This window comes from Streptomyces bottropensis ATCC 25435 (genome assembly GCF_000383595.1).
Classification (GTDB): Bacteria; Actinomycetota; Actinomycetes; order Streptomycetales; family Streptomycetaceae; genus Streptomyces; species Streptomyces bottropensis.
In genome coordinates, this window is sequence record NZ_KB911581.1 from 136186 (window position 1) to 157188 (window position 21003).

Below are 21003 nucleotides of genomic sequence, written 5' to 3' on the forward strand. Positions count from 1 at the left end.
TGACTGCGAATGGCCCCGCAGGACAAGCCGAACGGGGCCACCGGGCCCGGTCCTCCGGTGGAGCACTCACCCGAACGGGTGTTACCTGGGAGGGAGGTGACAGGGGGTAGCGAGGGGGTGCTGAGGAGGCCGAGCATGCGTGGTAATTCGGGTACGTCGGTCCTGCGGGGCCTCGTCGCGGCCGGGATCACGGGTGGTGTGCTGACGGTGACGGCGCTCGGGACGGCGTCCGCGGCGGTGGACCGCGCGGCGGACCGCCCCCACGGGGACCACGAGGGTTCCGTCCGCGGCACGATCGTCGCCCGCGGCGATCTGAACCTCCGCGAACAGCCGACCACGCACTCCCACGTCGTCGGCTTCCTCGCGCCCGGCAGTCAGACCCGCGTCGACTGCGTGGTGCGTGGCCAGAAGGTGTTCGGCGACCGGGACTGGTACTGGCTCGCGGACGCCCGCGGCTGGGCGAGCGCCGTGTACGTCGACACCCACGGCCGGTCCGTCCCCGCGTGCACGGACCCGTGCCCGCGCTGGAAGGACTGCGATCCCTGCCAGGACGGGCACGGGCACGACGACCGGAACGGATCCGTCTCGTTCACCTGGACCTTCACGGCCTCCGGCACCTGGGAGTGGACGGAGGACTGAGGACCGGACGGGCGGTCCGGCCGGGCGGACCGGCCGGGAGGACTGGCCGGACCGGACGGACGGAGCGGCCACCGGCTCACCGCAGCCGGTGGCCGCCCGCGTCCTCGTGCGTGTAGTAGCGGTAGAAGTTCACCGCGAGGAATCCCGCCGCGACGGCGAGGGACATGCCCACCGACCGCAGCACGGAGTGCTGGGACGCCTGGCTGTACAGGAACCCGAACGCGCAGCCCGCGAAGGCGGCCCAGACAGCGGCGTGCAGTTCGCGGCGCAGCCGGGGGGCCACGGCCAGGACGACCGTGTGGAGCGCCGCGAACACGAACGCGACGACGAGGCCGAAGAGGACGTTCCAGCCGGTGATGGGGCCGGCGTCACGGTTCATGGCCGCGGCCCAGTAGCCGTAGACGAGGCCGAGGACCACGGGCACGAGCCGGTTCGCGAGCACGTGCGTGCGCTCGCTGAACACATCGGGCGTGGCCGGCGCCGCCGGCCTGCCCGCAGCCGAGGGCCTGCCCGGAATCACCGGCCGGCCCGGAGTGGGTGCCGCTTGCGCCATGGGAGCACTCCTCTCTTCCCGCCCCCGCGCCTCTTCGCCCCGACTACCAGAGCACACCTGGGAGGACCCCGTGGCAAGTCGGACGACGAGGACTGTGCCGGGGCAGGGGCAGGGGCAGGGGCGGGGGCAGGGGCGGGGGCAGGGGCAGGGGCCGGGGCAGGGGCAGGGGCGGGGGCGCCGCCGACGCCTCGGGGCGGGTGGTCGGGATGCGCCGGGCGTGGGGGCGTGTTTCGCTGTGGGGCATGCGGATGCGGATGCCGGGGCCGCGTGTGCGTCGGGAGCCGGACCCCGCCGAGCGGCAGCTGCCGCTGCGGGTCCGCGGGCATGACATCACCTGGCTCCCGCCGCTGGTGCTCCTGCTCGCCGTGCCCGTGCTCGACTGGTTCACCAGCGGCGACTTCCGGGTCATCTCCTGGCTGGTGCTCGTACCGGGCCTGGCCGCCGCGGTCTGCGGGCTGTGGACGACGGCCCTGTTCGCCGCCCTCGCGATGCTCATGTACGTCGTGGGTGACAACTCCTGGCCGCACCAGTACCGCACCGGCCTGCCCGACTTCGTCCTCGTCGCCCTCGGCGGAATCCTCTCCGTGCTCGCCTGCGCGGTACGGCTGCGCGGGCAGGAGAGGATGCTGCACATGCGGGCCGTCGTCGACACCACCCGCCGTATCCTGCTGCGCCAGCTGCCGCCGGACGTCGGCGGCCTCGACCACGCGGAGATCTACCTCGCCGCCGACAGCCAGGCCCGCGTGGGCGGCGACTTCTACGACATCCAGCCCAGCCCGTACGGCACGCGCGTCGTCGTCGGCGACGTCCAGGGCAAGGGGCTCGCGGCGGTGGAGGCGGCGTCCGTGCTGCTCGGCACGTTCCGCGAGGCCGCCTACTGCGAGGCCGACCCGGTCACCGTGGCCGAACGGCTGGAGACGCGGATGGTGCGGCACGTGCGGTACTGCGCCCACGTCGGCCGCGACGACTCCGAACGCTTCGCCACCGCCGTCCTCCTCGACTTCCCCGAACTGCGCAGCGAACGGACCGACTGGGGGCCCGACCTCACCGGGCTGGACGCGGTCACCGTGGACATCGTCAACTTCGGCCACGAACGCCCGCTCCTGGTCCGCCCCGACGGCGTGCGTTTCCTGCCGTTGCGCGACGGACTCCCGCTGGGCCTCGGCGAGCTGGCCCCGCGCACACCCCGCACGGCCACCGTCCGGCTCGCCCCGGAGGAGACATTGCTCCTGGTCACGGACGGCGTGACGGAGGCCCGCGACGGCAACGGGGAGTTCTTCCCCCTCCGCGAGTACCTCACCCGCGCCCTCGCCGCCGGGCCGCCCGCGCTCGACCCCGCTTCGCTGGTCCGGCTCGTCCGCGACGGCGTCCTCGCCCATACCGGCGGCGGCCTCGACGACGACACGACGATCTTCGCGGTGCGCCGGGCGTCGGAGCCGATGCACAGGGGCCCCGGGGCCCCGCCGTGACCGGCCCCGCCCCCCTCCTCCCCTGCCACTTTCCCCGTTCGCACGCGCAGCGGCTACCGTGCTGACTTGCCTACGTGATCGACGGGGAGGGAACGATGCCCGGAACAGTGCTGCTGCTCGCGGCCTCGCCCATGGGCAGGGGGTGCCTCGTGGACGCGGCCTCCGTGCTCCCCGTACTGGCGGCCGTCACACCCGAGGTGCTGTCCGGCACGGGGACGGCGAACGTCGTCGAACTGGCCGATCCGCTGGAGCCGCAGGCCGTCCTCACCCGGCTGCGCGCGGCGGCCACCGCGCCGGGCCCGCTCACGGTGTACCTCACGGGACAGCTCCAACTCGACCGCAGACAGCGGCTCGTGCATCTGGCGCTGGCGCGTACGACGCCGGCGACCGTGCGGTACACGGCGTTCCCCTGGCACTGGATCGTGGAGGAACTGCGGCTGCGTGCGCCCGGATCGACGACCCTGTTCGTCGATCTGCACGCCGACGCGGAGGTGTGGCGGCAACTGGCCGGGCAGCCGTTGTCGGCCGGGCCCGGGGTGAGCCTGTACGGGCGGATCGCACCGCCCGCGGGCGGGGTGCGGCGCGGGGTGGCCGCACCGGGGTACATGAAGGCGCTGGCGACGATACTGCGCAGTGGGCAGCGGCCGGCGCCGGGAGCGCTCCATGAGCAGGTGCTCGCGCGGACGGGGGGCTACGGCGATCTGGTGCTGTCCCCGGACGCCACGGCGCCCGGCGCGCCGATGCCGCACGGTGAGGCCGCCCGCGCGGTCCCTCCCGTGCCGGCTCCCGTGCCGGCTCCCGTGGCCGCCCCCGCGGTCACCGATCCCCACAGCGCCATCGCCGTCGCCGTCGAGGCCGGGCGGCACTCCGAGGCCGCCGGGCTGGCCGCGCGGTGGGAGCAGGGGGCGTCGCGGGAGTTCGGGGAAGGGTCGGAGGAGGTGCTGCACTGGCGGGAGGTGCGGGCGGACCTGGCGATGTTCGCGGGGGACGCGGCCGGCAGCTGCGAGGCCTGGATGGGGGTCGCGGGGGCGCGGCTCGCGGCGGGGCGGCTCGCGCGGGACCCCGTGGTCGAGGCGGCGGTCGACCGGGCGCACCACCAGTGGGGACTGGTCACGGACGCGGGACGAGCCCTCGAACTCGGTGCCGTCCTCGTGGAGTTGCGCGGCCGGGTGCCGGGGCGGCGTGCCGGGGCCCTGGAGCACGCCCGGCAGCGACTGGCCGAACTGCGTCGGCGGGAGGGCGAGTTGAGGTCGGCCCAACACGTACCCGGTTAGCCGAGCCGGTCGATGAGCCGTCGTCCGTTCGTCGTAGATCGATGAGCCGTCGATCAGGGCGAATGCCGGGCCGACCTCGGAGGGGAGTCGTACGAGGCCGCACCGCACTGCACAAGGTGGACACCGTACGTTGATCACTTAAGCGGCCTCCGTTCCGGAACGGATCGGAGTTGGATCAGAGAATGATCAGAAACTTGCCAGCCGTCGGCAAAGTCCACCCCCTGTCACAACCCGTGGGCTAGGACGGGTGGGCTGGGACGGGTGAGTCAGGACGGGCGGGTCAGGACGGGCGGGTCAGGACGGGCGGGTCAGGACGGGCGGGTCAGGACGAGGCCGGGATCAGCACCCTGAACCAGGCCCCCCGGTGCACGGGATGGGACGGCTCCAGCGTGATCGTCCCGCCGTGGGCCGTCGCGATCGCCGCGACGATGCTGAGTCCGAGCCCGCTGCCGGCGGCCCGCGTCTCCTCACCGCGTACGAAGGGGTCGAACAGCCGGGCGCGCAGGTCGTCCGGGATTCCGGGACCGTCGTCCAGGATCTCGATCACCCGGTGGCCGTCCTCCGTGCCGAGCCCCAGTGTCGTCGTGGTGCCCGGCGGGGTGTGGACCCGCGCGTTGGCCAGCAGGTTGGCGACCAGCTGGTGCAGCCGCAGCGGGTCGCCGGTGACCGTGTGGTCCCCGGGGGCGAGCAGCAGCCGTACGGGACGGTCGGGGTGGCAGTCGCGGGCGGCGGAGACCGCGTCGCGGCACAGCTGGGCCAGGTCCACGCAGGTCAGCTGGAGGGGCTGGCCGAGGTCGAGGCGGGTCAGCAGCACGAGTTCGTCGATGAGCGTGCTCATCCGGCCGACCTCGGTGGCGATCCGGCCGAGCGCCTCCTGCCGCATGGGTTCGTACGCGGGGTCGCCGACCCGGGCGAGTTCGGCGTAACCGGAGATCGTGGTCAGGGGGTTGCGCAGTTCGTGCCCGGCGGCCGCCATGAACTCCCGCAGCCGCCGCTCGGTGTCCTCCCGTTCGCGGACCTCACGGCGGCCGAGCCGGCGCGCGCCGAGCAGGACGGTGGCGAGCAGGGGGAAGGCGGCGGCCGTCTCGACCTGGAGGAGGCGTTCGACCGCCCGCCGGTCCTCCACCGTCGACCTGGCCGTGACGACGTAGCCGCCCTCGTGCCTCCGGTCCGTCTCCGCCACGCGCACCACCTTCGCCCGGTAACTCTCCCCGAACGCCGAGGGGTCGGACCGGGCGGCGTACGCCTTCAGCCGGGCGGGCGTGAGCGCCGGGAACGCGGGGAGCCCCGCGGAGCCCCGGTGGCGCTCCACGACCCGGCCCTCGGCGTCGAGGACGAGGACCAGCTCGTTCCTGCCGAGGGGCGGGAGCGGTAAGGGGGCCGCATCCGCCGGCGCCCCCGCCCCTGGCAGCGCAACACCCGCCCCCGGACCGCCGAGTCCGCCCAGTTCACTGGCCCTGGTGATCTCCTGGTCGGTGCGGGCGGCCAGATGCTGGGCGAGGGTGTGGGCCGAGAGGGCGGCGACCGCGCCCAGCGTGGTGAGGGTGGCGATCAGCCAGAAGCCGACGGTGCGCCGGCCCGCGTGATGGGGGCGGATCGGCTGTTCGACGGGAGGCAGGGGCCGGCCGGGGTGCGGCCGTCGGCACGTGTCAGTCGGCGCGAGCATCCCGGCCGCCCTGATGTTCTCGCCCAGCCCGGTGAACCCGCTCATCCGACCAGCTTTCCGTAGCCCTCGCCGTCGTTGCCCGCCCCTCCCCCCGAGGCCTCCGTTCCCTCGCTCAGTTCGTGCACAGCTGGTAGCCCACACCCCTGACGGTCCGTATGAGCGACTGGCCCGGCTCGCCCAGTTTGCGGCGCAGGTAGTAGATGTACGTGTCGACGACCCCGGACCCCTCGTCGCGGTGGTTCCAGACGCGTTCCTGGATCTGGCCCCGGGACAGGACGCGGCCGGGGTTCTCCATGAGGTAGCGCAGGAGGGCGAACTCGGTGGTGGTCAGCTCGACGGGGCGGTCGGCGGCCCAGACCTGGTGGGCGTCGGCGTCGAGTTGGACCACGCCGGCGCGCAGCCGGTTGCGGTCGGGCGCGGGGTGGCCGCCCCCGGCCCGGCGCAGCAGGGCGCGGACGCGGGCGGCGACCTCCTTCAGCTCGAACGGCTTGGTGACGAAGTCGTCGCCGCCCATGTCCAGCCCGCGCACCCGGTCGTCGACGCCGCCGAGCCCGGTGAGGAAGAGGACCGGGACCGCGTTGCCCCGGTCGCGCAGGGTCCGGCACACCTCGAAGCCGCCCAGGTCGGGGAGGTTGACGTCGAGGAGGATCAGATCGGGGTCGTACCGCGTGACGGCCTGCAGTGCCTGACGGCCCGTCGCCGCGGCGGTCACCTGGTATCCGAGGAACTCCAGCGCCATGGTCAGCATGGACCTGATCCCCTCCTCGTCGTCCACGACGAGGAGGCGTCCGGTGGACCCCGGGGTGCCCGTCGGCGGGGACTGTGGGGCCGGAGTCGCTGAGGGTCCTGCTGATGGGGCGGAGGGCACAGGGGTGGTCATGTCCTGTTCCTTTGCGGCCGTGACCTCATATTGAGATCTCAAGTTTCGGCGGAGTCCGTATCGTCACACGTACCGGCAGGTAAGGGAGAGCAGTTGGGGATTCATGCGGAATGACTCCTTCCTTGCTTTCGTCCCACGACAGCGGCGAGCGCCGCCGGTGGACCCGTGGATCCGCCGACGGCGCTCGCCGTGGTGCCGCCTACGGCCGCCCGGTACCGCTCGGACCGGCCGCCCCGTGTGCGTCTAGCTGGTGAAGATGAAATACTTCCAGGCCCCGTACGTCGTGGTGTTGACGTTGTCGCCCGAGGTCGTGTCGTGGTACTCGGAGCGGAAGCGCAGGCGGACGTTCGTGGTCGGGGTGCCGGTGAGGGTGATGTCCGACCCGCCGGAGGTGCCGAGCGCGAAGTACTCGGCGCCCCAGTCCTGCCACGCGCCGTCGTAGTGGAACTGCAGCTGGAGGCGCTGCTGACGGTTCGGGTAGTACGTCATCGTCGTCTTCAGGACGGGGTCCTTGGACTTGCGGATGTAGTGGTACTTCTGGCCCCATGCCGTCCGGGTCGTGTAGTGGCCCGAGATCGACGACGAGATCTTGACCTTGGTGTAGACGGTGTTGGTGACGGTCTTCGCCTTGTAGCGCGAGTCGCCCGCGAACTTCGCCGAGAGCTTGGTGTCACGCTTCAGGTCGACGGTGACCGACAGGTTCCCCTGCGAGTTCACCGTCCCCGACTTCACCAGCTTGTTCGGCCGGTCGGAGCCGTAGGGGTCGGCCCAGATCTCGACCTTGCGGTTCTTGTACGTCGTGCCGAGGTGCGCGGTGAACTTCACGTCCGCGCCGTACGCGTAGGTCTTGCGGTTCTTGTCCAGCGTCAGCGTGGGCGTGGCCCGCGAGACCTCGACGGTGTCGGAGGCCGACGCGGCGGTGTGGTCCGCGTCCCCCGCGTACTTCACGGTGTACTTCACCTTGCCGCCGGCCGGCGGGGTGTCGGAGAAGCTGTAGGTGCCGTCGGCCGCCACGGTCACCGCGGCGAGGGCCTTGCCGGACGGGGACTCCAGGTCGGTGCGGGTCACCGTCAGCTTCACCCCGGCCGGGAACGCGGCCTTCGAGGTGACCTTGCCCTTGACCGTGAGCTTCTTGGCGCGGGTGGCCGTGGCCGGGGCGGCGACGGTGAGCGCGGTGAGCGCCGTGGTGGGGGCGTCCAGCGTGCGCAGCGAGTACACGCCCTCGTCGTTGTACGTCACCGCGAAGAGGCGGGAGGCGTCCGGCGCCCAGGCCAGGCCGGAGTCGGGCAGCTCGTCGCCGCCGCTGCTGCCCCCGGTGTTCGGGAAGTCGTACTCCCGGATCGAGGTGGTGGAGCCCGGCTCGTAGACGTAGATGTCGGGCTCGTAGATACCGTCGATGCCCGCCGCGACGGTGCCGTCGGGCGCGATGGCGACCGAGTTCGGGTAGCTGTCGCTGGCGTAGGTGCCGTCCGGTGTCAGGTCGGAGGTCTTGAAGACCTGGTGGTGGTACGGGTAGCCGCTGGCCACGACGACGCGCTGCCCGTCCGGGGTGACCGCGAGGTCGCCCATGTTCCCGCCGTCCGTGCCCACGGCCGCCGTACGGGAGGCGGTGCCCGAGGAGACGTCGTACACGGCCAGCTTGCTGCCGCCGGGCTCGCCCGCCACCAGGGCGCCGGAGCCGGGGGCCGCGTCCAGGACCGGCGCGGAGTACCAGAGGCGGGTGGTGTCCTGGTCGAGGGCGACCACGGGCTCCTCGCCGGACAGGTCCAGCGAGCCGATGTTGCCCTCGGCCGCCGCGCCGTAGCCGAACCAGACCTTGCCGCCGGCCACGGCGACACCCACCGGGGCGTCGCCCACCGGGTAGCGGGCCGACTCGGTCTCCGTCGCCGTGTCGACGGCCACGATCGTGTCGGCGTCGCGCACGGCCCCGTACAGCGTGCCGGAGTCGGCGGACAGCTCCAGGCCCTGGACGCCCGGGAGGTTCGTGAACTGCTTGCGGACGATGCCGTAGTAGTCGGTGACGACGATCTTGCCGCTGCTGGGGTCGCTGATGAAGACCCGCTGGTGGACGCCGTCCACCACGATGTCGGCGCTGGACGCGACCGGCAGCACCTTGGTGCTGTCGGCGGACGCCGTCGGTGCGATGGCGAGTGCGGCGGAGCTGAAGAGGACTGCCAGTGCGGTGGCAGCCGGAAGAGTGCGCATACGCACGGTGTCGAACCCCCCGGTACGAAAGAAATGGGCGCGTCGTCGTGCGGGGCCGGTGTGTTCGACCTGTGCGGCACGTGTGACGCGTGTGCGAAGACTAAGTCATGGATCTGACAAGAGTCACAGGGGGTGGTGGCGAACTCAATGGATTTACGGGACGGACGTCCACTCCGGCGCACGCGCCGTCCGCGCACCTCGCGCGCGGTCACCCGAACGGCCCTGAACTGCGCCGTCACCCGGTCGGCCCACTGCTATCCACAAGGGGAGGGGACGTATCCGACGTACCCGCGAAGGGAAGAACCACCCATGGTCAGCCTGTCCGTCGACCTGTCCGTCGACTTCACCCAGGGCCTGAACGACGCCTGGTCCAAGGTCGCGCAGTTCGCTCCGCAACTCGCCGCCTTCCTCGTCATCCTGCTCGTCGGCTGGTTCGTCTCGAAACTGATCGCCCGCGTCCTCGACCGCGTCCTGCGCAAGGTCGGCTCCGAACGCCTGTCCGAGCGTGCCGGAACGTCACGGCTGTTCCAGGACTCCTCCTACGACCTGACCGGCATCCTGCGCCGGATCGTGTACTACGCGCTGATGCTGATGACCCTCCAGCTCGCGCTCGGTGTCTTCGGCGCGAACCCCGTCAGCGCGATGATCGACGACATCGTGGCCTGGCTGCCGCGCGCGGTCGTCGCCGTCGTGCTCGTCGTGGTGGCGATGGCCATCGCCAACGCGGTACGCGGCATCGTCGGGGGCGCGCTCGCCTCCGTCTCCTACGGCCGCACCCTCGCGACCCTGGTCTGGGCCTGCGTCGTGGGCCTCGGTGTCATCGCGGCGCTGGGCCAGGCCGGCATCGCCCAGGACATCACCCGGCCGGTCCTCTACGCCGCGCTCGGCACGGTCGCCGGGATCCTCGTCGTCGGTGTCGGCGGAGGCCTGATCGCGCCGATGCGGCAGCGGTGGGAGCGGGCGCTGACGACGGTGGAGCGGGAGACCGTGCAGGCACGGGAGAGCGTGGCGGCGTACCGGGCGGCCCGCGAGACCGTCCCCGCCAGCCGCCCGACCGCCGACGTCTGACCGTGGGCGCGCCCTGGCGCCTTCCCCACACGGATCCCCGCACTTCTTCGAGGTGCGGGGATCCGCGCGTCGGGCGGTCGCGCGCCTGCCGCGCCGGGGCGGAAGCACAATCTCCCTCGAAGAGGGATAGCCGTGCGTGGCTCGGCACGTCGTGAGGGTTGCCGAGAAGGGGGAGGGTTGATGAAGGCGTCGAGTCACGACGAGTTCCGGGAGTTCGTAGCGATGCGCTCCACCGCGCTGCTGCGGCTCGCGGTGCTGCTCACCGGTGGTGACCGGCACGGAGCGGAGGATCTGCTGCAGATCGCGTTGATGAAGGTCTACGGACGCTGGTCGAGCATCGAGCAGCCCGAGGCGTACGTGCGCCAGGTCATGTACCGCCAGCAGGTCAACCGCTGGCGGCTGCGCGGACACCGCGCGGAGACGACGGTGCCCGTGGTGCCCGAGTCGGGTACCGACGCCGACGCCGGGGCGGAGTCCGAGCTGCGGGTCGCGCTGTGGGCGGCGCTCGCCCGGCTGACGAAACGCCAGCGGGCCGTGGTCGTCCTGCGCTACTTCGAGGACCTGCCGGAGGCCGAGGTCGCGACGCTGCTGCGGTGCCCGGTCGGCACCGTGCGCAGTACGGCGTACCGATCACTGGCCAAACTCCGCGCACTCGTACCGGAACTGGGGCCGGCGGGCCTCGCGGAGGAAGAGGGACGGCAGCTCAGTCTTACGCCGAAGGGGGCACGGGGATGACGACGGAGCAGGTGGAGCAGAAGGTCCGGGAGACGCTGCACGCCGTCGACCTGGACGGCGTACGGGCGCCCGGTGACCTCGTCGAGAAGGTGGTGCGGCGGCGCGCGCGGCGCCGCTTCACGCAGGTGGCGGGGACGGCGGCGGCCGTGGCCGCGATCACCGTGGGAGCGGTGTTCGGTTTCGGGGGCGGCGGGGCGGGCGACCAGGACCGGCCGGCGCGACCGGCGCAGTCGCCGGAGGGCTGGCATCCCTGGCGGATCGACGCCCGGGGCGCCCTCGACCGGGGCTGCCTGGTGGACGGCGCCGCGCTGTACTGCTCCGGGTACAAGTACGACGCCGTGAAGTTCGACGCGAACACCGGCGAACGGCTGTGGACACTCAAGGCGATCGGCGACGGCTCCGGGCCCGTGTCGGTGTCCAGCCGACCGGTCGCCGTGCGCGACGGCGTGCTCTTCGTCTACCGCGCCCACACCGCCGAGAAGGGGTCGGACGGGAACTACGCGCCCGGCACCGACCTGACGGCGGTGAACACCGACACCGGCAAGGTGCTGTGGTCGGTGCGACTGGCTAGCGACAACCGCGACGACCAGGCCGCCCAGCTCATCGACGGCGCGGTCCTCGCCAACACCCCGAGGGACCGGACGATGTCGGCCCTCGATCCGCGGACCGGTGCGGTGAAGTGGCGCCACACCTGGGGCAAGGGCATCTGGTGCGACCGGGTGGCGCTGAGCGGTGTCCCCTACCTCCTGTGTTCGCCGGACACCAAGAAGCCCGGGCGGACCGACGTCCTGCGTCTCGACCCCGCCACCGGACGGACCACCAAGGTCACGGCCCTCCCCGGCAGGCAGCAGATCGTCGGGACCTGGGGGGACCGGATCGTCCTGACCAGGATGCCGGAACGGTCGAGCGTGGTGTTCGAGACGGAGGAGCAGAAAGCGAGGACCGAGAGGCTGACCGTCGTCGACGGCTCGGGCAGGCAGACCCCGCTCTCCTACCCGGTCCGGGGTACGACGGTCCGCAGCGTGCTCGCCGAGGACCGGCTGATCTCCGTGTCCTCCAGGGGTGAGGCATCCGCCTACTCGCTCACGACGGGAAAGACCCTGTGGACCGCCCCGGTCGGCATCAAGGTGCCCGACGCCGAGGCGGCCTGGCCAGACCTGGCGAACCCGGTGGTGTCGCCGGGCCGGGACGTCGTGTACTTCTTCGGCCCGGACGGCGCCCTGTCCGGCCTCGACGCGAGCACGGGCGAGCGGATCTGGCGCGGACACGTCGACGCCGGCAAGCACGGGGCTATGCCTCAGGCCCTGCTGTACGAGGACGTACTGATCGCCCGCAGCGGCAGCAGGGTGGTCTCCCTCCTGCCGAACCTGGGCGACTGACGCCCCGCCCCGGGCCTGCCCCCCGCCCCGGCCCGGGGCGGCTCACCCCGACCCGGAGGCGGAGCCGCCCCGTCCCGTTCGCGCGAAGCCCGGCGCCTTCACCCCGCGAATGGGGCCGGCCGTCCCCCTGCCCGCGCCCCTCGGCTTCGAGGGGGACACCGCCGAGTCCTGAGCCCGGGGCGGGCACTCGGGCCGGCAGGGTGGGCCGAGCGTGTTCGACGCGTCGCTCGACGTAAGCCTTTGCCATGTCAACGGCAAGAGTGTGGTGGGGAGTTGGGGTAAAGCGGCCGTCGTAAGCGGGGTTACTGGCATGCTTACGTCATGGCAGGTACGGCCGAGCGTGACGATCCCGAGGTCATCGGGCGCAGAGTGCAGCGACTGCGGACGGAACAGGGCCTCACACAGCGTCAGTTGGCGGAACCCGCGTACACCCCGGCGTACATCTCGACCCTGGAGGCCGGTCGTGTTCGCGCCTCCGAACCGGCCCTGCGGCACATCGCCGAACGGCTCGGCGTGGGGTACGAGGAACTGGCCACCGGCCGCCCCGCCGGCTTCGCCACCGAGCTGCGGCTGCGCCTGACCGAAGCCCAGCGCACCCTGTCCGGCGGCGCCACGGAGGCCGCCGCCGAGGGGTTCGCGGCCGTCCTCACCGAGGCGGAGGAGCACCAGCTGGTCGCCGAGCAGGCCGACGCGCTGCTCGGACTCGGTGAGTGCGCCCTGGAGACCGGGGACCTGGAGACCGCCCAGCTGCGGTTCGAGCAGGTCGAGCAGTGCCTCGCCGAAGCCCCGCTGCCCGCCCGCGTCCCCGCCCTGCGCGGCCGCGCCACCGCCCACTACCTCGCCGGTGAACTCCGCTACGCCTGCTACCTCTACGAGTCCACCCTCGACGAGCTGAACCGCAACGGCTTGCACGACCCCGACGCGCTGCTCCTCCTCTACACCGGCGTCATCGCCCCGTACATGGACATGGGCGCCCACGCCCGCGCCGCACAGGCCGCCGAGCTGGCCCTCGCCCTCGCCCCGCAGTCCGGCGATCCCGCCCTGGTCGCCCGTATGCACCGCTCGGTCGCCCGCACGATGATCGCCGAGGGCCGCATCGCCGAGGCCGACGCCTCGCTCGCCAAGGCCTCCGAGCTGTACCGGCAGCTCCAGATCCGCACCGAACTGGCCAACTGCCACTGGATGCGCGGCTACCTCCACGCCCAGAACGGCGACTACGTCCGCGCCGAGGAGGAGCTGCGCGAGGCCCGCCGCATGCTCTCCGCCAAGCGAGCCGCCCTCTACACCAGTCAGGTCGCCGTCGAACTCGCGGACGTCCTGCACCGCCGCGGCAAGTCCGAGGAGGCCGCCGAGCTGCTCCGCGAGGTCCTCAGCGACCTCAGCTCCGAACGCGGCGCCCTGCACTCCGCCGCCGCCCACCGCCTCCTCGGCATCATCGCCGAGGACGCCCGGAACGCGGACACGGCCGAGGAGCACTACGTACGGGCGCTGAGCCTGCTGGAACGCGCGGGCGCCGCCGGTGACCTGGCCGACCTGTGCCGCCTGCTCGGGGACCTGTACCGCCGCACGGGCCGCGTCGAGGCCGCCCTCGACGCCTACCGCACGGGCCTCGGCCACCGCACCGCCCCCGGCACGACCACCCTCGGCCCGGCCCCCGCACAGCCCCCGCTGTGACGGGGGCTCAGTCGTCGAACGTCCGCGACACGAGGACGGTGCCCTCCTTGTCGTACACCGTGACCTTCTCGGTGAGGCTCCGCAGGCGCTCGGCGTGCGGGGTCCCCTCCTCGCGGTGCGTGAGCACGTACCAGGCACCCCACCCCTTGTTCCCGGCCAGCCGCAGGACCGTGCCGTCGAGGGTCCGGCCGTCGCGGAGTTCGAGCCGTACGCCGGCCGCCGGGCTCCGGGTGCCGAAGTAGAGGCCGGACAGGAGGGCGTAGTCGGTGCCCGACACCGCCTCCTGCATCGCGGCTCCCGGACGGCTGCGGTCGATGTCCTCGTCGAGCAGGTTCTGGAACTCGACGAGGTCGGACATCACCGGCTCGTACGCGTGCTTGCCCTCGGCGGTCAGCCAGATCCGGGTGCCCTTGCCGACGTCCACGCGCTCGCCCGGCTCGACGACGCGCGTCTGCCCGGCGTACGGTCCGGTGATCCGGGCGGGCGTGGGCGAGGCGCTCACGGCCGGCGTCGGCGGGGCCATGGGCTGGACGGTCGCGGGCGGGCCGCCGGGCCGGAGCGCCAGCACCACGGCGAACGGGAGCAGCAGCAGTCCGCAGCCCGCGCTCAGCGCGACGGCCCGGCGCCGCCGCCGGACGACCCGGCCGTCGCGCTCGATCGCCGACAGCGGCACGGCCTGCGGGGTGATGTCGTACGCGGCGTCGGCGAGGGCCTCGCGCAGCAACCGCCCGGTGCCGGCGTCGTACGCGCCGTCCTCGACCGTACCCACGTCCGTACCCACGTCCGTTCCGCCTCCTTCTCCTGTCGTTCTTCCTGCGGTGGTGTCCGGGCCGGTCCCGGGGGTGGGCTGGTTCATGGGCGTGCTCCGGAGACGGGCGAAGGGGCCGCGTGGACGGCGCCGGCGAACTCGGGGTGGGCGCGCAGGGCCTGCAGCCCCCGGCGCAGGTGGGTCTTGACGGTGCCGAGCGAGCAGCCGAGCAGCTGGGCGATCTCCATCTCGCCGAGGTCCTCCCAGAAGCGGAGCACCAGCACGGACCGCTGCCGGGCCGACAGCGCGGCCAACGCCTGGGTGAGAGCGGCCCGTTGGGCGATGGACTCGGCGTGCCCGGCGTGGCGTTCGTGCACCCGCTCGGGCAGGAACGGCGTCAGCAGAAGGGCCACGCGTCTCTTGCGCACGCGGCTGATGTTGTTGTTGACCAGCGAGCGCCGTACGTAGAAGTCGACGTCGTCGCGCGGTATGCGCCGCCAGCGGGCGTACACCTTCGCGAGGGTGGTCTGCACGAGATCCTCGGCCTCGTGGAAGTCGCCGGTCAGCATGTGCGCGGTGCGCACCAGACGCGGCCAGGCGGCGGTGGCGTACGCGGCGAAGTCGCCGGCTTCCGGTGATCCGGGTTTCTCTTGCGGCACGGACGACGGTCCTCGGACTCGGGAACGGGGGAGCATGCCGTGCGGGAGCGGGGTGGTCAAGTCCCGCTCCCGCACGATCACTTCGGCGCGGGCGCGGCCGTCAGCCCAGGGACAGCCGGGAGTAGACGCCGCCCCGGGTGTCGTGGACGGTCACGGAGCGCAGGAACTCCTGACCGTCGTCCTGCGCGGGCAGATCCGCGACGGCGTACCAGACGCCCCAGCCCGGCTTCCCGGGCAGCTCGATCAGCTTGCCGTGGACCGTGCCCGTACTGGTCCGGACCGCCACGCGGGATGCGGTGCCCTTGCCTCCGTAGTAGATGCCGGAGAGGTAGTAGTGCCCCTCGAATCCGGACGCCTGGAGGGAGACCCCGGGCCGGGACAGGTCGATGTTGCCGTCGACGACGCTGCGGAACTGCGGGAAGTCGGGCAGGTCCGGCTCCAGCCAGTGCTTGCCCTCCGCCGTCAGCCAGAACTCGAAGCCGGGCGCGGCGACGACGTGCTCACCGGGCTGGACGATGCGCGGAGTCGGCGCCTTCCTGGCCGCCGCCTCCGCCACCGCCGTGGCGGCGCCGTGCGCCGTCTCCCCCCGCGAGACGGCGTACGACGTCGTCGACGCCCCCGCCAGCAGCGTGGTCAGCGCTGCGACGGCGACGAGTGTGCGCATCCGTGTCATGGTCATGAACGGACGACCCCCAAAGGTGTGTTGGTTCAGGTGCGTTGGTCTGACACTCCTGAAACCCCGGAGGCGTACGGGACGGATGACACCGGTGCGACGTTTTTTCTGCCGCCTCAGCTCAGCGCGCTGCCCTCCTTCCACCGGTCCCAGCTCAGGTTCCAGTCGCCGTACCCGTTGCCGACGGCCACGGTCTCCTTCGAGCCGGTCACCTTCACCACGTCACCGGGGATGACCTGGTCGTAGAACCGCCTCGCCGTGCCGTCGTCCGCGAGACCCACGCAGCCGTGGGTGACGTTCTGCCGGCCCGCGTAGGTGTTGGCCTTCGGGTTCTCGTGGAGGTAGGTGCCGGAGGCGGTGAGGTGGACCGCGTAGCCGTACCAGCCGGCGTAGGAGTCGCCGTAGCCGACCGTGCTGGAGTCCATGAACACCCGGCGCTGCTTGTCGGAGACGACCATCGTGCCGTTCCACGTGTCCATGCCGGGCGCGCCGGCGGTGACCGGGATGCGCTGGGTCGAGCCGTCCTTCTCGACGGTCATGGTGTGGCTGCGGACGTCGACCGTGGCGATGAGCGAGCGGCCGATCGTGAAGTGCCGGGTGAGGTCCGTACCCACCTCGACGGTGACCTTCGTACCGGGCTTCCAGTAGGCGCGGGGACGGTAGTCGACGCGTCGGCCGTCGGCGAGGTTGTGCCCCTTGACCCAGCTCCAGGACCCCTCGGCGCCGGTGTCCGTCGTGACCTTCAACCGCCGTTCCACAGCGGCGCGTTCCGACTTCGCGACCGGGCGGTCGAAGGTCACGGATATCGGCATGCCGACGCCCACGGCCTGGCCGTCGGCGATGTTCACGCGCACGCCCTCGAAGGCCTTCGGCAGGGCGGGGCTCGGCTTCACGCGCACGGCCTCGGCGTCCCCCCTGGCCCCCGCCCCGTTCTCCGCGTCCGCCCGGGCATGCGCCTTCGGTATCGCGCTCGGTCCCTCCACCCGTACTCCCGCCCCGGCCCCCGCACAGCCCGTGAGCGCCACCGCGACCGTGCACGCGGCCGTCGCGGCGAGCGCGTGGACCAGGCGCCGGGCCCGCCTCGCCCCCGTGGTCCCGCCTCTCGCGGCTCTCTTCCCCGAGCCGCTGTTCCCCGTGGTCATGTTCCCCCCTGCTGTCTTACGACCAGATCTCTTTCGAGCGGTGTGTTTCCGTGATGTGTTTCGATGTGTGGCGTACGTACGGGACCTGTACGCACGACGGGGGCGACCGGGTTGCACGGCGATGCACGGGAGTTCGGAAAAATGGCGGGGGGCATGACCGAGGACGAGTTCGACGCGTTCTACGCGACCGCGTTCCCCCGGCTGACCGGCCAGATCTTCGCCTTCACCGGAGACCACGGGGAGGCGCAGGACGTGGTGCAGGAGGCTTTCGTACGGGCCTGGGACCGGCGCCGGGAGTTCCTGGCGGACGGGGCGCCCGAGGCGTGGATCCGGACCGTGGCGATGCGGCTCGCGGTGAGCCGGTGGCGGCGGGCCCGCCGCTGGCTGGAGCTGGTGCGCCGCAATCCGCCCCCGGAACACGCGCCGGGCCCCGATCCCGAACGGGCGGTACTGGTCGACGCGTTGCGCAAAATCCCGGAGGCACAGCGGATGGCGGTGGTTCTGCACCATCTGTGCGACTTGAGTGTGGAACAGGTAGCCTCCGAGACGGGCGCCCCCGTGGGCACGGTCAAGGCCCGGCTGTCCCGCGGCCGGGCGGCGCTGGCGCGCGAACTGGCCCCCGGCGAGGGTGAGAAGGAGGACGGCCGTGTCCGATGAACTCACCGTCCGGCTGCGCGAACTGGCCGAGACCGCCGAGGTCCCGCCGCCCGGCTCCGGCGCCGAGGTCCGCGCCACCGCGGGCCGCCGTCGCCGCCGGCGCCGTACGTCCGCCGCCGTCGCGGGCGGCTGCGCGGCGGCCGGGCTGGCCGCCGTCCTCACCCTGAACGCCGCCTCCCACGGCACGCAGCAGCGCCCGCCCACGGCCGCCAGTGACGTGCCCAGCGCGTCGGCGGCGCCCGAGGCCGTGGTGGACCTCTCCCGTCACGTCCTCACCTTCGCCGGCCGTGAGCTGCCCATCTCCGCCGGGAAGGAGCGCACGCCGACGCCGACCGGTCTGATGACCGTGACCGGCAAGCACGCCACCGTCGTCGCCACCGGGGAGACGGTCCGCCTCGGCTCCGACTACGACCTGAAGCTGTCGTGGGCGCTGACCCTGTCCCCGGTCGAGGACGCCGGTCCCCGTACGGGCGAGGCGCGCGGCACCGTCGAGGCGACGGACGGGACCGAGCCGAGCGGCTCGGCGGACGAGCGGACCACCCTGAGTCCGTCCTGGGGAGAAGGCGTCTGGATCGCCGCCATCGCGCACAACGAGACGGCACCCGGCAGCCTGGACACCACCGACGGCTGGATCGGTCTGCGCACCGCGGACGCGCGGTGGCTGTACGAGCGGATGCCCGAGGGAGGGGTCGTGGAGATCCGGGGCGTGGGGGCGACCCCGTCCCCGTCCGCCAGTCCACCGTCCGGCTGAGCGGGGGCGGCCGTACGGGGGAGCGGCTCACCCGTACGCCCTCGTGCGGTGGTGGACGGGCCCGGACGGTGCTGGCGTGGGAGCGGAAACGTCGTGCTCTCGGGAGGCTCCGCCATGCGTCGTCCGCACCGTGTTCTCGCCCGGGTCGTGGCCCTCGGGATGCTCGCGGGGGCGGCGGGCTGCTTCGTGGAAGATCCAGGACATCCGCGAGGCTTCCCCGAGGCGGCCGTCGACGACACCGCCTCCCCCTCGTCCCCGCCCTCCGCCCCGTCCGCCCTCACCGACGCCCGGGCCAGAAGCGCCCTGCTCCGCCAGGACGACCTCGGCGAGGCGTGGGCCGGTACCCAGGGCGCGGCGACCTGGCGGGACGGCCTGCTCAAGGGCCGCACCGACCTCCCCGAGTGCCAGGAACTCCTCGACGCGGTGTACGCCGAGGACGTTCTCGGCAAGCCCCGGGGCGGGGCGGCCGTCACGGGCTTCGACGACTACGAGTACGGCTCCCAGTTGCGCTACCAGGTGGGCGCCTACGACCGGGCCGACATCGACGCCCGGCTCAGCCACCTCCGCGAACTCATCGATGAATGCGGGGAGTTCACCATCACCGGCGCCCAGGGCCGGGAGTACGGCGCCGAGGTCACCCCCGTCGAGCTGCCCGGCGACCTGGGCGACGCCCGGCAGGGCCTGCGGCTGGTCGTCAGCGGTGACGTCGAGGGCGAGGACAGCGCCCTCACCCTCGACCTCGCGACCGTACGCGTCGGCGACACCGCCGCCCTCGTCACCCACGGCGGCCTCTACGGCATCGACGACACGGCCACCCGCGACGCCGCCCAGGCGGGAGTCAAACGCCTCCGGGACCTCCTGAAGAAGCAACAGCAGGAGAAGAAGGAGAAGAAGGGCGAGCAGCCGAAGAAGGGAGAGAAGAAGACACCGTCCGAGGGGAGTTCCGCCGAGGAGGACGCCCCCGACGAGCCGTCTGCGGACGAGCGGTCCCTCGACGAGGAGTCCTCCGCCGAAGGTGACTCCTCCGAGGCCCGGCGGTCCGCTGTAGTCGGCGCTTCTCCTGCTTTCCCTCCCCCAGCATCGGCGTGAGGAGGGAAAGCCCGAAGGTCAGGTCAGAACTTGCCGTAGAGGCCGGTCATGTCCACCTGGGGGCACATGACCGAGCCGACGAGGCACTTGGTGCTGCCGTGCTTCTTCTTGTGGACATTGGTGACCTTGCCGCCGTCGTAGATGTAGACGTAGTTGTTCGGGTACTGGCGGTGCGTGCCCGAGCGGATCTCATAGTTACCACTCTTGGACATACTGATGGTGAAGGCACCGGAGGCCGCGCCCTTCACTCCGCCCAGACCCTTGCAGTACGGGTTGGTGGCGTGGACGACCATCCGGATGCCCACGGTGTTGCCGCTCGACGCCAGCTTCTTCGCGTACGTGTTCTTGGCGGTGGCGGTCTTCGAGCCCACGTACTTGTTCGTCTTCTTCACGTAGACGGTGGTGGGGTTGATGTGCTTGTTACTCACCACCTTCTTGGTCTTCCAGGTGATGGTGGCGTGGAGCGCGAAGCGGTACTTGTTCGACTTCCAGTTGAAGTCCTTGTGGTTGTCACCACCGAACTTGAAGCTCTGGCCGTAGTCACAGCCAGCGATGGGAGCGGCGACGTACTTTTGCGGGATGAAGCCGACCCAGCTCAGCGTGGACTTCTTGGCCACGGCGGCGGTGGACGCCCGCTCCACCGCCAACTCGCGCAGCCCCGTGAGCGAGCCGGAGTGTGGGACTGCCACCCTCATGCCGTAGAGCCTGGAGTTCGGGTTGCCGCCTTTCGGCAGCAGAGGAATGACCTGGTAGGTGTAGTCGGCGCCCGCCTTCACGTCGGTGTCGCGGAAGGAGGTCACGCCTGCGCCCAGCGTGGCGATGCTCTTGCCTTCTCGGGTGACGACGTACCGGGCGTCCTTCGTGTAGCCCTTCCAGGACAGCTCGACAAAACCCTTGCCTGCAGCCGTGGTGACGCCCTGGCGTGCCATGGAGCTGTCGACGACAGCGGCCTCTCCTGAGGCCGCCCGCATGACACCGAAGTCTTCCGCCTTCATGGTCTTGCCCTGGGTGCTGTTCGAGCTGAAGCCGGAGACGTCCTTCAGCCCGCCGTCGGACCTGGCGGACAGCGCGGACGCAGAGAACGCCGCGGCGGCGGGCTGTGCGTCCTGAGCGGACTGGTCCGCGAGAGCCGACGCCTGGAAACCACCCGCGACCAGCGTGAGCGGAGCCACGGACAGCGCCGTCACCTTCGCGAATCGAGAGAGCTGCATGTTTGTCCCTTCGTCCCCGTCAATGCCAGGCGACCTGATGGGAGCGGATAGCTTCTTGTCAGGCGCCTGCCAAAGACACTAGGGAGGAGGGGGGCGGGGTGTAAGTGACTCCTGGGGCAGTGCCCTCTTGGGCAGTGCCCGAAAAGGCAAGGCACTGGTGGGCGGGCCCGCACGGTGCTGGCGTAGGCCGAGGCCACCGGCTTCGATGACAACGAGTGCGGTGTCCTATCGCGCCGCCGGGGCGATGCGTACGAGAAGCGCGCCGTCGACCCCAGCGGATAGGGCACCTTCGCGAACTCGGCGACGATTGAGGGGAGGTCAGGATCACAAGCGGTCAGAGCCGCGAGAACGCGCCCAAGTCACCCTCGTTGATGAGGGAATCGGTCCTCACCCCCTGAGGGGCCTGGGGGGGCGCCGACATCCCGCAACCACGTTACGAAGAGCGTTGCCGGCGGACCGGCGCTCCTGCCCCTATGAGCGATCTACCGGCGCCTCCCGACCCGGTGACACCACCCCCCGGGTCATGGTCGA

19 protein-coding genes are annotated in these 21003 nt (G+C 72.0%); 10 read left to right on the top strand and 9 right to left on the bottom strand.

Features of this window, described 5'->3' with window-relative positions; genetic code table 11:
* Positions 1-135 precede the first annotated feature (135 nt).
* Positions 136-639, top strand: a complete 504-nt coding sequence (locus tag STRBO_RS0100620; RefSeq protein ID WP_005483167.1) for an SH3 domain-containing protein — start codon at positions 136-138, stop codon at positions 637-639.
* Positions 640-715: 76 nt separating this feature from the next.
* On the opposite strand, the gene STRBO_RS39765 is transcribed toward STRBO_RS0100620, so the two are convergent.
* Positions 716-1192, bottom strand: a complete 477-nt coding sequence (locus STRBO_RS39765; protein WP_037626870.1) for a hypothetical protein — start codon at positions 1190-1192, stop codon at positions 716-718.
* 242 nt (positions 1193-1434) lie between these two features.
* On the opposite strand from STRBO_RS39765, the gene STRBO_RS0100630 reads away from it, so the two are divergent.
* Together STRBO_RS0100630 and STRBO_RS0100635 are read left to right on the top strand one after the other, a co-directional pair.
* Entirely contained in the window at positions 1435-2661 is a 1227-nt protein-coding gene (locus tag STRBO_RS0100630) for a PP2C family protein-serine/threonine phosphatase (RefSeq protein ID WP_005483171.1), read from the top strand.
* Positions 2662-2756: 95 nt separating this feature from the next.
* Entirely contained in the window at positions 2757-3935 is a 1179-nt protein-coding gene (locus tag STRBO_RS0100635) for a hypothetical protein (protein ID WP_037626873.1), read from the top strand.
* Between the two features lie 322 nt (positions 3936-4257).
* On the opposite strand, the gene STRBO_RS0100640 is transcribed toward STRBO_RS0100635, so the two are convergent.
* From STRBO_RS0100640 to STRBO_RS0100650, 3 genes are all read right to left on the bottom strand, one after another.
* Positions 4258-5646 carry a sensor histidine kinase gene (locus STRBO_RS0100640; RefSeq protein ID WP_005483175.1) on the bottom strand — a complete coding sequence of 463 codons (1389 nt, stop codon included), beginning with the start codon at positions 5644-5646 and terminating at the stop codon, positions 4258-4260.
* A 67-nt stretch (positions 5647-5713) separates the two neighbouring features.
* A complete protein-coding gene (locus tag STRBO_RS0100645; RefSeq protein WP_202500233.1) occupies positions 5714-6481 on the bottom strand; it encodes a response regulator transcription factor in 768 nt (255 codons plus the stop codon).
* 243 nt (positions 6482-6724) lie between these two features.
* A complete protein-coding gene (locus STRBO_RS0100650; protein WP_005483179.1) occupies positions 6725-8686 on the bottom strand; it encodes a YncE family protein in 1962 nt (653 codons plus the stop codon).
* Between the two features lie 309 nt (positions 8687-8995).
* On the opposite strand from STRBO_RS0100650, the gene STRBO_RS0100655 reads away from it, so the two are divergent.
* The 4 genes from STRBO_RS0100655 (at position 8996) to STRBO_RS0100670 (ending at position 13542) form a co-directional block, all read left to right on the top strand.
* Positions 8996-9754, top strand: coding sequence for a mechanosensitive ion channel family protein (locus STRBO_RS0100655; protein WP_005483181.1), 759 nt, complete (start codon positions 8996-8998; stop codon positions 9752-9754).
* A 180-nt stretch (positions 9755-9934) separates the two neighbouring features.
* Complete coding sequence (locus tag STRBO_RS0100660) at positions 9935-10489, top strand: SigE family RNA polymerase sigma factor (protein WP_005483183.1); 555 nt, start codon at positions 9935-9937, stop codon at positions 10487-10489.
* Positions 10486-11868: an outer membrane protein assembly factor BamB family protein gene (locus tag STRBO_RS0100665; RefSeq protein WP_005483185.1), complete on the top strand. Its 1383-nt coding sequence runs from the start codon at positions 10486-10488 to the stop codon at positions 11866-11868. Before STRBO_RS0100660 ends, STRBO_RS0100665 begins: the two co-directional genes overlap by 4 nt.
* Before the next feature lie 321 nt (positions 11869-12189).
* A complete protein-coding gene (locus tag STRBO_RS0100670) occupies positions 12190-13542 on the top strand; it encodes a tetratricopeptide repeat protein (protein ID WP_005483189.1) in 1353 nt (450 codons plus the stop codon).
* 7 nt (positions 13543-13549) lie between these two features.
* Here STRBO_RS0100670 and STRBO_RS0100675 read toward each other — a convergent pair whose 3' ends face one another.
* The 4 genes from STRBO_RS0100675 to STRBO_RS0100690 all read right to left on the bottom strand — a co-directional run bounded on the left by STRBO_RS0100675 (position 13550) and on the right by STRBO_RS0100690 (position 16764).
* Entirely contained in the window at positions 13550-14323 is a 774-nt protein-coding gene (locus STRBO_RS0100675) for a hypothetical protein (protein ID WP_020113608.1), read from the bottom strand.
* Positions 14324-14394: 71 nt separating this feature from the next.
* A complete protein-coding gene (locus STRBO_RS0100680; RefSeq protein WP_020113609.1) occupies positions 14395-14949 on the bottom strand; it encodes a SigE family RNA polymerase sigma factor in 555 nt (184 codons plus the stop codon).
* A 100-nt stretch (positions 14950-15049) separates the two neighbouring features.
* Positions 15050-15613: a hypothetical protein gene (locus STRBO_RS0100685; RefSeq protein WP_020665467.1), complete on the bottom strand. Its 564-nt coding sequence runs from the start codon at positions 15611-15613 to the stop codon at positions 15050-15052.
* A 125-nt stretch (positions 15614-15738) separates the two neighbouring features.
* Positions 15739-16764, bottom strand: coding sequence for a L,D-transpeptidase (locus STRBO_RS0100690; RefSeq protein WP_005483197.1), 1026 nt, complete (start codon positions 16762-16764; stop codon positions 15739-15741).
* Positions 16765-16917: 153 nt separating this feature from the next.
* Here STRBO_RS0100690 and STRBO_RS0100695 point away from each other — a divergent pair, with 153 nt between their 5' ends.
* From STRBO_RS0100695 to STRBO_RS0100705, 3 genes are all read left to right on the top strand, one after another.
* Complete coding sequence (locus STRBO_RS0100695; RefSeq protein WP_005483199.1) at positions 16918-17421, top strand: SigE family RNA polymerase sigma factor; 504 nt, start codon at positions 16918-16920, stop codon at positions 17419-17421.
* Positions 17411-18172: a L,D-transpeptidase gene (locus tag STRBO_RS0100700; RefSeq protein WP_005483200.1), complete on the top strand. Its 762-nt coding sequence runs from the start codon at positions 17411-17413 to the stop codon at positions 18170-18172. Before STRBO_RS0100695 ends, STRBO_RS0100700 begins: the two co-directional genes overlap by 11 nt.
* Positions 18173-18286: 114 nt before the next feature.
* Entirely contained in the window at positions 18287-19261 is a 975-nt protein-coding gene (locus tag STRBO_RS0100705) for a hypothetical protein (RefSeq protein WP_005483202.1), read from the top strand.
* Between the two features lie 23 nt (positions 19262-19284).
* Here STRBO_RS0100705 and STRBO_RS0100710 read toward each other — a convergent pair whose 3' ends face one another.
* Complete coding sequence (locus tag STRBO_RS0100710) at positions 19285-20472, bottom strand: hypothetical protein (protein WP_005483205.1); 1188 nt, start codon at positions 20470-20472, stop codon at positions 19285-19287.
* Between the last annotated feature and the right edge of the window lie 531 nt (positions 20473-21003).